Genomic DNA, 14,550 nt, shown 5'->3' with positions numbered 1-14,550 from the left:
GAATAAGCCGGACATTAAACCCTCAACCGGCGAGTTTGTGTATCGGTGCCGGGCATTGTCCGAGCGCCTGCGCCGCCGACACTTCTTTGAAGGTGTGGAAATCCAGGCTGTTGACCACCAGATCCTGAACCAATTCGGCAAAGATCTGCATCGACGGGCTGTTGAAATACGCGGTCATTGCCTGTTGATGGCTCCAGAAACCGGAGACCAGCCACAGCTCCGGATCGCATTGCGAATGCTGCAGGGCAAAGTTCAGGCAACCGGGGGCGTTGCGTGACGGTTCGATCAAGGCACTGAGGCGTACACCCAGTTCGGCGGAGCGTCCGGCGCGCGCTCGAACGAAGGCCATATGACTGACGGGAATCTGCTTGGACATGTTCAACCCTCCCAGGGAGTCGCGTGGCAGCCGGGGGACGGGCTGCGACAGGATCAAAGGTTAAGGGCCGGGCGCAAGGTGCCGTTAGTCGATTCCTGCCGCTGCGTTGCACAATCCTGCGAGACTGCACAAACGCCCGGCGTCGGTGAGTAGAAACCTGTAACACCGCTGTCACAACGCTTTTGTGTAGGAGCTGCCGAAGGCTGCGATCTTTTGACTTTTGTTTTTAAAATCAAAAGATCGCAGCCTTCGGCAGCTCCTACAGGGGTCTTCGACCCAAGGGGTAAGGTGGCGGTCGCGGGCTGATGGCCGGCACGCAAAAGCAGCCCATGCAGAATCAGGCAAGCATTTGACAGGATGTGTCTACCGCTGGCGCTTGCACAAATATAGGCTCTGCCCCATTCCACCGTCTTAGCCGAGGATGCCGTGCATGACGTCATTCGATCGTTTCCAGTCTCCGCCCGATGCCGACATGGAAAAACAGCGTGCAGAACTCGCGGCGATCATCCGCCGCAACACCACGGACGACGGCAGTTATCAGACCGCCATCGGCTCGCTGTTCATGTCGCGCCATACCCAGTCCCATGACTTCGCCCCGGTACTTGCGCAACCGGCGCTGTGCATCATGGCTCAGGGCCGCAAAGAGGTGCGCCTGGCCGATGAGTTCTTCAATTACGACCCGCTGAATTACCTGGTGGTCTCGGTCTCCATGCCGCTCAGCGGACGGGTGGTGAATGTCTCGCCGGAGGATCCGATTCTCGCCGTGCGCCTGGACATCGACCCCGCGGAAATCACCGCACTAATCGCCGACGCCGGCCCCATGGGCGTGCCGACCCGACCGACCGGGCGCGGCCTGTATGTGGAAAAGATCGACAGCGCGATGCTCGACGCGGTGTTGCGTCTGGCGCGACTGCTGGATGCGCCGAAAGACATCGCCATGCTCGCGCCGCTGATTCGCCGGGAGATTCTTTATCGCCTGCTGCGCAGTCCGCAGGGTCACCGTTTGTATGAGATCGCGATTGCCAACAGCCAGAGCCACCGCATCAGCCAGGCGATCAAATGGCTCAACGGCAACTTCGAACAGCCGCTGCGCATCGATGATCTGGCGAAAGAGGTGAACCTCAGCGTCTCGACCTTGCATCACCGTTTCAAGGCGATGACCGCGATGAGTCCGTTGCAGTATCAGAAGCAATTGCGCCTGCAGGAAGCGCGGCGCCTGATGCTGGCCGAAGGGCTGGAAGCGTCGGCGGCGGGCTATCGCGTGGGCTATGAAAGCCCGTCGCAGTTCAGCCGCGAGTACAGCCGCTTGTTTGGTGCACCGCCGTTAAGGGATCTGGCGCGGTTGCGGCAGTCGGTCTGATCCGGACTTGGCGTTGCTGCATCTGGCGCTTTCGCGAGCAGGCTCGCTCCCACAGAGGAACGCATTTCCAAATGTGGGAGCGAGCCTGCTCGCGAAGTTGCCAGCGAGGCCAACATCAAATCCGGATCAAGCCCCCAACACCCGACACGCCTCGCTCGGCAACGTCACCGACACCGGATGCCCGATCCCCAAACCGATCCCCTGACACGGCGTACTCAACGCGGTGAACGTCACCCCGGAACACTCCACCGTGGTCTCGATGGTCGCGCCGATATCGCGCACGAACGTCACCTTGCCGAGCAAGCGATTGCCCGCCGTGGCTTGTGGCGCGGACAGTTGCAGATCCTCCGGACGAATCAGCATCTTCACCTTCTGCCCCGCTTCGATGCTGCTGCAGATCGGCACTTGCAGCGCATCACCGCCCGGCAAACTGACCTTGCCGTCACCCAGCGCCGTGGCCGGAAAAATGTTGCCCGAACCGATGAAGTCGGCGACGAACTCGTTGGCCGGGTGCCGGTAGATTTCGATCGGTGTGCCCACCTGCTGCACCTTGTGCTCGCCCAGCACCACGACGATGTCGGCCATGGTCATGGCTTCGCGCTGATCGTGGGTGACCATGATCGTGGTGATGTTCAAGCGCTGTTGCAGCTGACGTATTTCCACCTGCATCGACTCGCGCAGCTTGGCGTCCAGCGCCGACAACGGTTCGTCGAGCAGGAGGATTTTCGGCCGCGAGGCGATGGCCCGGGCAATCGCCACCCGCTGCCGTTGCCCGCCGGAGAGTTTCGCCACCGGCCGGTCGATCATTGCTTGCAGCTGAATCAACTCTAGCAACTCCACCACCCGCGCCTGCTGCTCGGCCTTGCTCACGCCGCGCAGTTTCAGCGGGTAGGCGATGTTCTCGCCGACGGTCATGTGCGGGAACAGCGCCAGCGACTGGAACACCATGCCGAAGTTGCGCAGGTGCGCCGGGGTGTGGCCGATGTTCTCGCCGTCCAGGCGAATCTCGCCGCCGGTCAGGGTTTCCAGCCCGGCGATCATCCGCAGCAAGGTGGTTTTGCCGCAGCCCGACGGGCCGAGAAAACACACCAGCCTGCCTTCCGGCAAATGCAGGTTGACGTCCTGTACCGCGCAAGCCGAGCCGTAGAATTTCTCGACGTTTTCCAGAATCAGACCAGTCATGTTGCACCTCAAATCAAAAGGAAACGCCGCCCTCGCCCACCAGCTTCTCCAGCGCCCAGATCAGGACGAAGTCGATCAGCACGATCAGCACGGCAAACGAGAACACGGTGGGGTCGAGCGATGACACGGTGCGGCTGTACATCCAGATCGGCACGGTCATGACGTCGATGGTGTAGAGGAAATAGGTCACGGTGAATTCGTTGAACGAGACGATGAACGCCAGCAGCATCCCCGCCAGAATTCCCGACTTCATCAACGGCACCACCACGTCGACAATCGCCCGCAGCGGTGAAGCGCCGAGCATCCGCGCCGCCTCTTCGACTTCGCTGCCGATGGAGAGCATGGCGGCGGTGCAGTTTTTCACCACGAACGGCAGCGCCAGAATCACGTGGGCAATCACCAACCGCGAGGTGGTCAGGTGAAACGGCAGGCTGTCGAACACCAGCAGCAACGCCAGCCCCAACACCACCATCGGAAACACCAGCGGCAGCGACATCAGTTGCAGCGCCACGGCTTTACCACGGAACTCGCAACGGGTCAGCGCATAGGCGGCGGGCACCGCGATCAGCGTGGCGAAAACCATGGTCAGGCACGACACCAGCAGGCTGGTGGCCATGGCCTGGCCGAGGCTCAGCACGTCGCTGGCGTCTGGCGAGACGAAGGTGTGCCAGGCCGCCTTGTACCACTGCAGGCTGTAGCTGCTCGGCGGGAAGTCGAGGTTCGACGCACCGCTGAACGACATGACGATCATGGTCAGGATCGGCAACACCGCCAGCAGCAGAATGAACCCGGAAAGGATCCCGGCGAACTTGCCGGTGTCGCCGGGCAGCAGCGCCATGCGCTTGTTGATCAGGGTACTCATTGCGAAGCCTCCAGCAGGCGCCGACGACGGCCGGTGATGTATTCGGACAGGGTCATGATCGCCAGCGTGGTGACGATCAGCACCACCCCGGCCGCCGATGCCGCGGGCCAGTTCATCAGCGGCGCGATCTGGTCATGCACCATCACCGCGAGCATCGGTACACGGCGGCCACCGAGTAGCAACGGCACGACAAAGCTGCTGGCGTTGTAGGCGAACACCAGCGTCGCTCCGGTGATGATTCCCGGCAGACTCATCGGCAACACCACCTGACGGAACACCTGAAAACGACTGGCGCCCAGTGTCGCCGCCGCCTCTTCGTAGGTACGCGCAACACCGCGCATGGCGCTGGCAATCGGCAGCACGGCCAAAGGAAACGCGGTCTGCACCAGGCCCATCAGCACGCCGTTCTGGTTGTACAGCAGCATGATCGGGCGCTTGATCAGGCCCAGGCCCATCAGCGTCTGGTTGAGCATCCCGCCCGGGCCGAGAATCACCAGCCAGCCGTAGCTTTGCAGCAGCAGGTTGACCAGCAGCGGCAACAGCACCGCCGCGAGGAAAATCCGCCGCACGAACGGCGAGGTCAGCCGTGACATGGTGTACGCCACCGGGATCGCCAGCAGCACCGCGATCACTGCACTGATCAGCGCCAGACGCAGGGTCAGCAGCAGGGACTTGAGATAATAGGGTTCGAGCAATTGCGCGTAGCTGGCGAGGCTGAACCCGCTCCATTCCGCGCCCTTAGTGCCGACGCTCATGCGCAGCACCAGCAGGCTGGCGGCGATCAGCACGCCGAGAAACAGCATCGACGGCGTGAGGAAAAACCACGCCCGGGCGGTCGGCGAAATACCGCGCGCCGGGCGCACGTCAGCGGCGCCAACCGGTTGGGTCAGGGATTGATGTTCCATAGCAATGATCTCGTCAATGGAAAGCTAATCTCGCAAACACCTCAATCTCCTGTGGGAGTCATTTTTTGTGGTGAGGGGATTTATCCCCGACCGGCTGCGAAGCAGTCGCAAAACCATCGTGCGCGGTACATTTGATGCACCGTATTTGCTGATCTTGGGGCAGCTACGCTGCCCATCGGGGATAAATCCCCTCACCACAGGACTCGCTCCCACAGGGGGCCCATGGTGTTCGGGAGGCCGGCGTCAGGAAGAAAAAATTTCCGTATAGCGACGAATCCATTGGTCATGCACGGTCGCCAGGAAGGCGTTGTCGTGCATGATCGCCTTCTCGGCAATCTGCTCCGGCGTGAGGATGTACGGGCTCTTGCGCGCTTCGGCGGAGATGATCGCCTTGGCGTTGACCGGGCCGTTGAAGATGTCTTCGGCCATCTTGCCCTGCACCAGCGGGTCGAGAGAGTGGTCGATGAAGGCGTAGGCCAGGTCGGTGTCGCCCGGACGGTTCTTCGGCATCACCGAGAGCATCAGGTCGGTGTAAAAACCTTCCTTCATGCCGAACGTGGCACCGAGGCCGTAGTTCGGATCGCGGATCTGCTTGGGGAAGAATGCCGGAGCATACAAGCCGCCCATGTCCAGGGAACCGGTGCGGAACAGTTCGGCGATCTGGTTCGGGTTCTCGCCGAGGGTGACCACGCGATCCTTCAGCTCGGCGAGTTTCTTGAAGCCCGGCTCGATGTTGTGTTCGTCACCGCCTGCGAGTTTCGCGGCGATGATGATCAGGTCCATGGCCTCGGTCCAGTTCGGCGGCGGCAGGAAAATGTTCGGCGCCAGATCGGCATCCCACAGCGCGGCATAACTGTCCGGTGCCTGTTTGAGGGTGCGGGTGCTGTAGACCAGACTGTTGCACCACAGCAGGTAACCGATGCCGTGCCCGTTGGCGCCGGTGCGGTATTTTTCCGGTACGTCGATCAGGTTTGGAATCCGGTTGAGGTCGGGTTTTTCCAGCAGCCCGGCGGCGGCCAGACCTTCGGCGCCGACCCCGGCCAGGGTGATGATGTCGTACTGCGGACGGTCACCGCCGGCCTTGAGTTTGGCGACCATTTCCGAGGTGCTGCCGGTGCGGTCGGCGATGACCTTGGCGCCGGTCTTGGCCTCGAAGGTGGCGGCAATGTTGCGCAGTGCGGCGAGGCCGGTGTCATCCGACCAGGTCAGCAAACGCAGAGTCTTGCCGGCGAACCGAGTGTCGCTGGCGCTGGCCCGGATGAAGGGCATGCTCAGGGCCGCCGCCGCTACCGAGGCGACGCCGACGGTTTTAATGAATTGACGCCTGTTCAGATCATGCTCGCCCATGAAGGACTCCCTTTGTTCTTTTAAGTATGAGGTTGGTCGCAACCGTTGCATCCGCGCGGCCGGATCCGCTGCAGGCCTTGTATTAAAAGGCCTGCAGCGCTGCCGACGGGTTCATCCTGAGGTCGTGCAATACACCTGACTATCGATAAAAACTCATCGAAGCCATGACACCGACGCATGCCTCGTTGCGAGGCATGCACTCACCGTTTTCGGGCGTTCAGAGCGCCCGGATCACGTGTTTGATTTCCTGAAACGCAGCCAGGCCCCACGGCCCCAATTCACGGCCGATGCTGCTCTGCTTGTAGCCGCCCCACGCCGTCTGCGGGAAGATCACTTGCGGCGCGTTGAGCCATACAAGCCCCGCCTGCAGGGCATTGGCGACCCGGTCGGCGGTCTCGGCGTTACGCGTCACCACACTGGCGACCAGCCCGAACTGGCTGTCGTTGGCCAGGGCAATCGCCTCGGCTTCGCTGCTGAAACTGCGCACGCAGAGCACCGGGCCGAAAATCTCTTCACACCACAACGCACTGTCGAGGGGCACGTCGGTGAACACTGTCGGCTGCAAAAAATAGCCGCGTGGCAGATGCGCCGGACGATTACCGCCGCACACCAGCTTCGCCCCGGCACTCAAACCGCGGTCGATGTGGCCGAGCACGCGCTGGTATTGCGCCTGATTGACCAGCGCGCCCATCTCCACGTCCGGGTCGAACGGATCGGCCACGCGAATCGCTTGTGCGCGCTTTTGCAGACGCTCAAGAAACTCATCGGCCAGCTCATCGGCGACCAGCACCCGGCTGGTGGCCGAGCACATCTGCCCGGCGTTGAAGAAACCGCCGCCGCAGGCCAGTTCCACCGCCAGTTCCAAATCGGCATCTTCAAGCACCAGCAGCGAAGATTTTCCGCCCAGTTCCAGGCTCACGCCCTTCACCGTTTCGGCGGCGCGCTGCATCACCTGCACGCCGACGGCATTGCTGCCGGTGAAGGAAATCTTGGCGATACGCGGGTCCGCCGACAGCGGCGCACCGACCGCCAGACCGGTGCCGCAGACCAGGTTGAACACACCGTTGGGCAGACCGGATTCAGCGATGATCGCCGCCAGTTCCAGCTCCGGAAGCGGCGTGACTTCCGACGGTTTGAGCACCACGCAGCAACCGGCGGCCAAGGCCGGGGCGAGCTTCCACGCGGTGGTGACCATCGGGAAATTCCACGGCACGATCAGCCCGACCACACCGCACGGTTCACGACGCAGACGCGCGCTGAAGTCATCGCTGGGCAGCGCCACGTCGCTGTCGAGTTGTGCGTCGAGGCCTTCGGCCAATTCGGCGTAATACTCGAAAGTGGCGATCACATCATCGACATCGATCGCCGCTTCGAATTGCGGTTTGCCGTTGTTGCTCGACTGCAACTTCATCAAGTGGTCACGCCCGTTGCGCACACCGTTGGCAATGTTGCGCAGGATCGCGCCGCGTTCGGCGCCAGTGGTTTTCGACCAGTTCTTGAACGCTTCAGTGGCGGCGCTGACGGCCAGATCAACCGCGCGTTCATCGCCGCCATTGACCGTGGTCAGCAGCGCTTCGGTCGCCGGATTGATCACCCGCAGATGCTCACGCCCGGCCGACCAATGACCGTTGATGTACAGGCCATCGAGGGTGGTTGGGAAATTGATCATTGGGCCACCGCCTGCATCCATTGGCTCTGGTCGATTTCGATCAGGGTCGGACCCTGACGATCGGTGGCAGCACGCAGCGCGCCGCGCAATTGTTCGACCGAGCTGATCGCCTCGGCGGCGCAGCCCAGGGCCTTGGCCACGCCGATGAAATCCGGGGTGTAGATATCGACGCCGACCGGTTCGATGGCGCGGTTGACCATGTATTTTTTGATCTCTTCGTAACCCTGGTTATTCCACAGCAGGATGATCACCGGCGTACGCGCTTCAACCGCGCTGGCCAGTTCCGGCAGGGTGAACTGCAAGCCACCGTCGCCGATCAGGCACACCACTGGCGGACGAGCACCGTCCTCGACGCTACCGCCGAGCCACGCGCCAATCGCCGCCGGCAGGGCGTAACCGAGGGTGCCGTAGCCGGTGGACGAGTTGAACCAGCGCCGTGGACGTTCCGGGTTGAACGTGAGGTTGCCGGTGTACACCGGTTGTGTGGAGTCGCCGACGAATACTGCGTCCGGCAACTCGTGCAGCACGGTTTCCAGAAAACGGGTCTGGGCCAGGGTTGGCGCATCCCAGGTCGCGGCCAGTTCATCGCGCAGACGCGCTGCCCGCACCTGGCCCCAATCGTTACGCCGCTCGGCCAGCGCCTGCTGCGACAGTGCGCCGAGCAGCGCTTGCGCGGCGTTGCGCGAGTCGGCGACCAACGCCACGTGCGGCGGATAGTTGCGCACGGTCTGATCGGCATCGATGTCGATGCGCAGCAACTTGCCGGGGATTTCAAATCCGCCGGCGAAGGTCACGTCGTAATCGGTTTCGGCCAGTTCGGTGCCGATCGCCAGCACCACGTCGGCATCGGCCACCAGTGCGCGAGTGGCGACCAGGCTTTGCGTCGAGCCGATCAGCAGCGGATGGCTGGACGGCAACATGCCTTTGGCGTTGATGGTCAGCGCCACCGGGGCGTCGAGCAGCTCGGCCAGCTCAGTCAGTTCGGCGGCGGCATCGATGGCACCGCCACCGGCGAGAATCAGCGGACGCCGAGCGCCGGCCAGCAACTCAGTCATGCGCCGTACTGCAGCCGGTGCAGCCCCGGCGCGGTCGATGTGCACCGGAACGCTGGCGAGCAGCTCATCAGCCTCTTCTACCAAAACATCCAGCGGAATCTCGATGTGCACCGGACGCGGACGCCCGGCCTGAAACAGTGCGAAAGCACGGGCCAGCACGCCGGGCAATTCCGCCGCCGACATCAGGGTGTGGGAGAACGCCGCGACGCCGCCGACCAGCGCACTCTGGTTCGGCAACTCATGGAGTTTGCCGCGACCGCCACCCAACTGGCTGCGGGTCTGCACGCTGGAGATCACCAGCATCGGGATCGAGTCGGCGTAGGCCTGGCCCATCGCGGTGGTGATGTTGGTCATGCCCGGTCCGGTGATGATGAAGCACACACCCGGTTTGCCGCTGGTGCGCGCATAGCCGTCAGCCATGAATCCGGCGCCCTGCTCGTGCCGTGGAGTGACGTGGTTGATGCTCGAACGGGCCAGCCCGCGATACAGCTCCACGGTGTGCACCCCGGGAATGCCGAACACCTGCTCGACCCCGTAATCCTCGAGTAACTTGACCAGTACTTCGCCACACGTCGCCATGTCGATTGCCCTTTTGTCAGCTAAAAACACAGATCCCGTGTGGGAGCGAGCCTGCTCGCGAAAGCGCTGGATCAGCCAACATCAATGCTGAATGTGAAACAGCCTTCGCGAGCAGGCTCGCTCCCACATGACCTGAACATGGGCTCATTGAACGGGCGGCAGGTAGCGGCAACAATCGATTAAAAGTCATACTAGCCATGTCCTCACGTCATACCTTGGATCCACATGAAACGACTGCCTCCCCTGCCCGCCCTGCACACGTTTCTGATTACTGCGCAGTGCTGCAACTTCACCCGGGCGGCCGAGCAGTTGCACATCACTCAGGGCGCGGTGAGCCGGCAGATTGCCGGGCTGGAAGCTCATCTGGGGTATGAGTTGTTCATCCGTCTGGCCCGAGGCCTGGAACTGACCGCCGAAGGACGCGAATGGCTGCCACGGGTGGAAAAGATCTTCGGCCTGATCAGCGAGGCCACCGAGCAGATCGGGCGCAAGCGGCAAACCCTGCAGCTCAAGGCGCCAAGCTGCGTGATGCGCTGGCTGGTGCCGCGCCTGCTGCAATGGCAAAAGGAACGCCCGGACGTGCCGGTCAAACTGACCACCACGCTGGCCCATGGCGTCGACTTTCAGCGCGAGCAATTCGATGCGGCGGTGATCTACGGCACGCCGCCGGACAACTCCTCGACCGCGCTGCATCTGTTTGATGAACAGCTGACACCGGTCTGCTCGCCAGCTTTATTGAAAGGCCCACCGGCGCTGAGCGAACCGGCCGACCTGCAACAGCATCTGCTGCTGCATCCGACCCGCGACACCCAGGACTGGACGGTGTGGCTGACCGCCGCCGAATTGCAGTTGAGCAACGTCAACATGGGGCAGCATTTCGAGACGCTGGATCAGGCGATGTCGATGGCGTCGCATGGGACGGGTGTGGCGATTGGCGACTGGTCGCTGATCGGCGATGACCTGCGCGCGGGGCGGCTGGTGATGCCGTTTGAGCTGAAGGTGAAAACGGGGCTGGGCTACTACGTGGTGATGCCGCAGGGCGGGGAAGCGTCGCCGCAGCTGGAGGAGTTGATGATCTGGCTGGTGGAGCAGGCGCATACCCGCTGAAGTACACAGATCCCCCTGTGGGAGCGGGCTTGCTCGCGAAAGCGGAGTGTCAGCGACATTTTAAGTGACTGACACACTGCATTCGCGAGCAAGCCCGCTCCCACATTGGGTCTGCGTCGTTGCTTAATACCCGACCGTAAACCGCTGACGCGAATGCTTCGGCGTTTCCACTTCGTCAATCAGCGCAATCGCGTAATCGGCGAAAGTGATCCAGCTGCGACCTTCAGCACTGAACAGCAAATGATCCTTGCCAACGCGGAAGGTGCCGGTGCGCTCACCTTCGACGAACTCTGCCGATGGCGAGAGGAAAGTCCAGTCCAGATTCTTCTCCTGACGCAAGGCATCAAGAAACGCCGCGCCAGCGCTGGCCTCGGTTTTGTACTCAGCGGGGAAACCGGCGCTGTCGATCACTCGGGTTTCGTCCGGCAGCAACAGCGAACCGGCACCGCCAACCACCAGCAGACGCTTCACACCCGCCTGCTTCACCGGGCCGACCAAGGCACTGGCCGGTACCGTGGCGAAGTGCGCGGCGCTGATCACCACGTCGTGACCGGCCACTGCCGCTTGCAGCGCCGTCGAATCCAGCACATCGACATTCTTGCTGACCACACCGCCACGCGCGCCGATCTTCGAGGTGTCGCGGGCGATGGCAGTGACGCTATGCCCGCGACGCAGGGCTTCTTCCAGCAATTGGCTACCGGCACGGCCGGTGGCACCAATGATTGCGATCTTGCTCATGACATTCTCCAGTTGGCTTGAGAGTGCTGCGTTTTCAGAATCGGGTTACCACTTCATCTCGCCCTTGGCGACTTTGGCGCTCAGCTCCAGCGAGCTTTCTTCGCCGAGTTTCGGGTAGCGCTTGTGCATGGCCTTGATCAGTGCAGCGGAATCCTTGGCCTTGGCGGTTTCTTCGTCGAAAGCCTTAATGTAGTCGGCGGTGAATTTCACGCTGGCCAAAGAGCGGCTGCTCTCGCCCAGGTAGTGACCCGGCACCACGGTTTTCGGCTTCAGGGTTTCGATCGAGTGCAGGGTTTGCAGCCAGTCGGCGTGGGATTGCGCGGTCTGGGTATCGGCCATCCACACATGAATGTTCTCGGCGACCACGACGCCACCGACCACCGCCTTGAGCGACGGAATCCACACGAAGCTGCGATCCGGTTGTTTGCCTTCAAGACCGACCACCTGCAACTTCTGCCCTTCGAGCATCAGGCTGTCGCCCTTGAGCACGCCCGGCACGATGGTTTTGGCCGGTACGTCGGCGCCCATTTTCGGGCCCCAGAAGGCGAGTTTGCCGGCGACGGTTTTGTTGATGTGATCCACGGTCGGCTGCGAGGCCAGCACTTCGGCGTCGGGGAAAGCCTGGGTCAGGGTGTCGAGGCCGAAGTAGTAATCCGGGTCACCGTGGCTGATGTAAATGGTGGTCAGGTGCTTGCCGCTGGCGCGGATCTTCTCCACCACCTGCTCGGCCTGGGACTTGCCGAATTGCGCATCGACCAGAATCGCGTCTTTCTCGCCGCTGACCAGCACCGAAGTCACCGGAAAAATCGCGTGGGTGCCCGGGTTGTAGACATCCAGGCTCAGATTGGCGGCAGCGGCGTGGGCCGCGAAACCGAGAGCGGCGGTGGCCAGTAAAACGCGCTTGAGGGTAGTGAAGCCGATCATCTGTTGCTCCGTGGTCCGAATGCCGTGTTTGGCGATGGGACAGAGCTTAGTTGCCTGACTCGGTACAAAAAATGCGATGCTTGGACATAGTTTGTTTCTGAAAGCGGGCAAATCATGGATCGTCTTCAAGCAATGCGCGTGTTTGTCACAGTGGTGGATCTGGGCAGCCAGTCGGCGGCGGCCGATCATCTGGACCTGTCACGGCCAGTGGTGTCGCGTTATCTGGCGGAGCTGGAAGACTGGGTCGGCGCGCGCCTGATGCACCGCACCACGCGCAAATTGAGCCTGACCGCCGCCGGCAGTGAAATCCTGCCGCGCTGCCGGCAGATGCTCGAACTCTCGACCGACATGCAGGCCGCCGTCAGCGAACCCGACGACGCACCGCGCGGGCTGCTGCGCATCAGCGTCAGTACCTCGTTCGGTCAGGCGCAACTGGCCGATGCGATGGCGGCGTACGTCAAACGCTACCCCGGGGTCAGCATCGACCTGCAGATGCTCGACCGCACGGTGAATCTGGTGGATGAGCGCATCGATCTGGCGATCCGCACCAGCAATGACCTCGATCCGAACCTGATCGCCCGGCGCCTGACCGTGTGCCGCTCGGTGGTCTGCGCCGCACCGGCTTATTTGCGCGACAACCCGCCACCGCAACGGGTCGAGGACCTGAGCCGACACAACTGCCTCACCCACTCCTACTTCGGCAAGAGCCTGTGGCATTTCGAGGAGGACGGCGAGCCCGTGTCGGTGCCGGTGCAGGGCAACATCAGCGCCAACGAGGCCAGCACCCTGCTGCGCGCAACCCTGGCCGGTGCGGGCGTGGCGATGCTGCCGACCTATCAGGCCGGGGTGCATGTGCATGCCGGTGAACTGGTGCGCCTGCTGCCGGGTGCCGAGCCACGGCAGATGAACATCTACGCGGTGTACGCCTCACGCAAGCATATGCCGGCGGCGTTGCGCAGCATGCTGGATTTTCTCGTCGAACGATTCCCGGAAAATCCCGAATGGGATATGGGCCTGTAAATCCGATGCCCCTGTGGGAGCGGGCTTGCTCGCGAAGGCGGTGTATCAGTCTGGATTGTCATCGACTGACACCACGCCTTCGCGAGCAAGCCCGCTCCCACAGGGGGGATGTCACATAGGCCGAATCCGTGGCTGGCAACTCTATGCCGCTGACCTATGCTGAAAGTAATACCGCAGGGTATGCGTTCAGAGGTCTACGCCATGAACATCAGAACAAGAAGGTACTTCGCGATTTTCATCACCTGCGCCGCCACGCTGGCGCTGTACGGCACCGCGGCCTGGCGGGTCGAGCAACTGCGACAACTGCCGCGCGAATACGCCAGCTGCAATTTCGAGCGCTGTATTCCGCATAACGCGACGCTTAATGCGCTGCGCTGAATGATCTGAGCTGGCATGCAATCCTGTGGGAGGGGGCTTGCTCCCGAATGCGGTGTGCCATTCAGCATTGATGCACACTGATACACCGCTTTCGGGAGCAAGCCCCCTCCCACAGGATATCGCCAGGTTTACAAGATCACTGATCGGCCTTCAGCCGGTCACGAAACGCCTTTGGCGAAATGCCCACCCTGCGCCGGAACAGGCGCGTGAAGTTGGTCGGATCGGAAAACCCCAACAACTCCGACATCTCATAAATGGTCATGCTGGTGTAGGTCAGCAAACGTTTGGCTTCCAGTAACTGGCGTTCGTGCATGATCTGCAGCGCTGGCTGCCCTGCCAGTTCGCGGCAGGTGCCGTTGAGGTGTGACACCGAAATCCCCAGACGATGGGCGAGGTCTTCGACCTTCACATGCTGGCGGTACGTCTCCTCCACCAATTGAATGAACCCGTTGAGGTATTCGCGCTGGCGTTGCGGCCGCTGGCTGGCGTTATGGCGCACGAGCGCCTGACGGCTGACCCAGACCATGATCACGCTGACCAGCGAATGCATGAGCATTTCCCGCGCGGGTTGATGGCCGTTGTACTCGGCCTGCAACGCTGAAAACAGACTGTTCAGGTACTCCGCGTCCTTGCCCGCCGGGTAGTGCTCGGCCTGGGCCAGTGCGTGCACCGAACTGCCCAGTTGCGCCTGCAGGTGATTGATCAGCGGATTGGCGAGGGTGACGACGAATCCTTCGACGTCCTCGGAAAAGCGAAAGCCATGCACCGACAACGGTGGCAGGACTTGAATCGCGGGTTCATCGAGCTGCGTGCGTTGACCTTCGATTTCAAGCTCTGCCTGACCTTTGAAGACGAAGAGCAACTGGCACAAATCGGCGTGGCGGTGGGGTTTGATTTCCCATTGATGTTCGCGGCTGCGTTTGGAAATGGTTTCACAGTGCAGCAAGTCAGGGGTCGGCCAGTCCAGGCTTTCACCGTAGAGCTTGAACACCGGAATCGAAGGCAGGTCAGGCTTGTTCATCACTTCAATCCAGGCCTCGAGGTTGCG

14 protein-coding genes are annotated in these 14,550 nt (G+C 62.0%); 4 read left to right on the top strand and 10 right to left on the bottom strand.

The annotated features are described in order from the left end of the window. Positions 1–22: 22 nt before the first annotated feature. Positions 23–376, bottom strand: coding sequence for an antibiotic biosynthesis monooxygenase family protein (locus HDC30_RS16615; RefSeq protein WP_027612495.1), 354 nt, complete (start codon positions 374–376; stop codon positions 23–25). Positions 377–806: 430 nt separating this feature from the next. Between HDC30_RS16615 and HDC30_RS16610 the strand changes: the two genes are divergently transcribed. Beyond that, complete coding sequence (locus HDC30_RS16610; RefSeq protein ID WP_027612494.1) at positions 807–1,736, top strand: AraC family transcriptional regulator; 930 nt, start codon at positions 807–809, stop codon at positions 1,734–1,736. A gap of 126 nt (positions 1,737–1,862) precedes the next feature. Here HDC30_RS16610 and HDC30_RS16605 read toward each other — a convergent pair whose 3' ends face one another. The 6 genes from HDC30_RS16605 to HDC30_RS16580 form a co-directional block, all read right to left on the bottom strand. Continuing rightward, positions 1,863–2,918, bottom strand: coding sequence for an ABC transporter ATP-binding protein (locus HDC30_RS16605; RefSeq protein ID WP_103367398.1), 1,056 nt, complete (start codon positions 2,916–2,918; stop codon positions 1,863–1,865). A 13-nt stretch (positions 2,919–2,931) separates the two neighbouring features. Beyond that, positions 2,932–3,780 (bottom strand): ABC transporter permease, encoded by an 849-nt coding sequence (locus HDC30_RS16600; RefSeq protein WP_095668437.1) that lies wholly within the window; start codon positions 3,778–3,780, stop codon positions 2,932–2,934. Next, entirely contained in the window at positions 3,777–4,685 is a 909-nt protein-coding gene (locus HDC30_RS16595; protein ID WP_025111659.1) for an ABC transporter permease, read from the bottom strand. Before HDC30_RS16595 ends, HDC30_RS16600 begins: the two co-directional genes overlap by 4 nt. A 243-nt stretch (positions 4,686–4,928) precedes the next feature. After that, positions 4,929–6,032, bottom strand: coding sequence for an ABC transporter substrate-binding protein (locus HDC30_RS16590; protein ID WP_027612490.1), 1,104 nt, complete (start codon positions 6,030–6,032; stop codon positions 4,929–4,931). A 217-nt stretch (positions 6,033–6,249) separates the two neighbouring features. Then, on the bottom strand, positions 6,250–7,701 hold the full coding sequence (locus tag HDC30_RS16585; protein ID WP_183784046.1) for an aldehyde dehydrogenase family protein: 1,452 nt from the start codon (positions 7,699–7,701) through the stop codon (positions 6,250–6,252). Then, on the bottom strand, positions 7,698–9,335 hold the full coding sequence (locus HDC30_RS16580; protein ID WP_183784044.1) for a 5-guanidino-2-oxopentanoate decarboxylase: 1,638 nt from the start codon (positions 9,333–9,335) through the stop codon (positions 7,698–7,700). Before HDC30_RS16580 ends, HDC30_RS16585 begins: the two co-directional genes overlap by 4 nt. 225 nt (positions 9,336–9,560) lie before the next feature. Between HDC30_RS16580 and HDC30_RS16575 the strand changes: the two genes are divergently transcribed. Next, the gene (locus HDC30_RS16575; RefSeq protein ID WP_183784042.1) at positions 9,561–10,442 is read left to right on the top strand and encodes a LysR substrate-binding domain-containing protein; all 882 of its coding nucleotides are present in this window, start codon (positions 9,561–9,563) and stop codon (positions 10,440–10,442) included. 123 nt (positions 10,443–10,565) lie between these two features. On the opposite strand, the gene HDC30_RS16570 is transcribed toward HDC30_RS16575, so the two are convergent. Further along, positions 10,566–11,180 carry an NAD(P)-dependent oxidoreductase gene (locus HDC30_RS16570; protein WP_183784040.1) on the bottom strand — a complete coding sequence of 205 codons (615 nt, stop codon included), beginning with the start codon at positions 11,178–11,180 and terminating at the stop codon, positions 10,566–10,568. Between the two features lie 45 nt (positions 11,181–11,225). Next, positions 11,226–12,104, bottom strand: coding sequence for an MBL fold metallo-hydrolase (locus tag HDC30_RS16565; RefSeq protein WP_183784038.1), 879 nt, complete (start codon positions 12,102–12,104; stop codon positions 11,226–11,228). A gap of 114 nt (positions 12,105–12,218) precedes the next feature. On the opposite strand from HDC30_RS16565, the gene HDC30_RS16560 reads away from it, so the two are divergent. Together HDC30_RS16560 and HDC30_RS16555 are read left to right on the top strand one after the other, a co-directional pair. Further along, complete coding sequence (locus tag HDC30_RS16560) at positions 12,219–13,124, top strand: LysR family transcriptional regulator (protein WP_221303437.1); 906 nt, start codon at positions 12,219–12,221, stop codon at positions 13,122–13,124. A gap of 201 nt (positions 13,125–13,325) precedes the next feature. After that, positions 13,326–13,502, top strand: coding sequence for a hypothetical protein (locus tag HDC30_RS16555; RefSeq protein ID WP_007964044.1), 177 nt, complete (start codon positions 13,326–13,328; stop codon positions 13,500–13,502). Between the two features lie 136 nt (positions 13,503–13,638). Here the strand turns inward: HDC30_RS16555 and HDC30_RS16550 are convergent, their stop codons facing one another. Further along, positions 13,639–14,523: a helix-turn-helix domain-containing protein gene (locus tag HDC30_RS16550; RefSeq protein ID WP_183784036.1), complete on the bottom strand. Its 885-nt coding sequence runs from the start codon at positions 14,521–14,523 to the stop codon at positions 13,639–13,641. Positions 14,524–14,550 lie beyond the last annotated feature (27 nt).

Source organism: Pseudomonas sp. JAI115, assembly GCF_014200835.1.
GTDB classification, from domain to species: Bacteria; Pseudomonadota; Gammaproteobacteria; order Pseudomonadales; family Pseudomonadaceae; genus Aquipseudomonas; species Aquipseudomonas putida_A.
The sequence above is the reverse complement of the archived record's forward strand: the minus strand, read 5'-3'. Positions and strand labels throughout refer to the sequence as shown.

What these genes read in the sequence shown, in the direction of transcription:
- HDC30_RS16585 (WP_183784046.1), bottom strand. Translation starts at nt 7,701, where the DNA reads ATGATCAATTTCCCAACCACCCTCGATGGCCTGTACATCAACGGTCAT.
- HDC30_RS16555 (WP_007964044.1), top strand. Translation starts at nt 13,326, where the DNA reads ATGAACATCAGAACAAGAAGGTACTTCGCGATTTTCATCACCTGCGCC.
- HDC30_RS16615 (WP_027612495.1), bottom strand. Translation starts at nt 376, where the DNA reads ATGTCCAAGCAGATTCCCGTCAGTCATATGGCCTTCGTTCGAGCGCGC.
- HDC30_RS16590 (WP_027612490.1), bottom strand. Translation starts at nt 6,032, where the DNA reads ATGGGCGAGCATGATCTGAACAGGCGTCAATTCATTAAAACCGTCGGC.
- HDC30_RS16610 (WP_027612494.1), top strand. Translation starts at nt 807, where the DNA reads ATGACGTCATTCGATCGTTTCCAGTCTCCGCCCGATGCCGACATGGAA.
- HDC30_RS16595 (WP_025111659.1), bottom strand. Translation starts at nt 4,685, where the DNA reads ATGGAACATCAATCCCTGACCCAACCGGTTGGCGCCGCTGACGTGCGC.
- HDC30_RS16600 (WP_095668437.1), bottom strand. Translation starts at nt 3,780, where the DNA reads ATGAGTACCCTGATCAACAAGCGCATGGCGCTGCTGCCCGGCGACACC.
- HDC30_RS16560 (WP_221303437.1), top strand. Translation starts at nt 12,219, where the DNA reads ATGGATCGTCTTCAAGCAATGCGCGTGTTTGTCACAGTGGTGGATCTG.
- HDC30_RS16580 (WP_183784044.1), bottom strand. Translation starts at nt 9,335, where the DNA reads ATGGCGACGTGTGGCGAAGTACTGGTCAAGTTACTCGAGGATTACGGG.
- HDC30_RS16565 (WP_183784038.1), bottom strand. Translation starts at nt 12,104, where the DNA reads ATGATCGGCTTCACTACCCTCAAGCGCGTTTTACTGGCCACCGCCGCT.
- HDC30_RS16575 (WP_183784042.1), top strand. Translation starts at nt 9,561, where the DNA reads ATGAAACGACTGCCTCCCCTGCCCGCCCTGCACACGTTTCTGATTACT.
- HDC30_RS16605 (WP_103367398.1), bottom strand. Translation starts at nt 2,918, where the DNA reads ATGACTGGTCTGATTCTGGAAAACGTCGAGAAATTCTACGGCTCGGCT.
- HDC30_RS16570 (WP_183784040.1), bottom strand. Translation starts at nt 11,180, where the DNA reads ATGAGCAAGATCGCAATCATTGGTGCCACCGGCCGTGCCGGTAGCCAA.
- HDC30_RS16550 (WP_183784036.1), bottom strand. Translation starts at nt 14,523, where the DNA reads ATGAACAAGCCTGACCTGCCTTCGATTCCGGTGTTCAAGCTCTACGGT.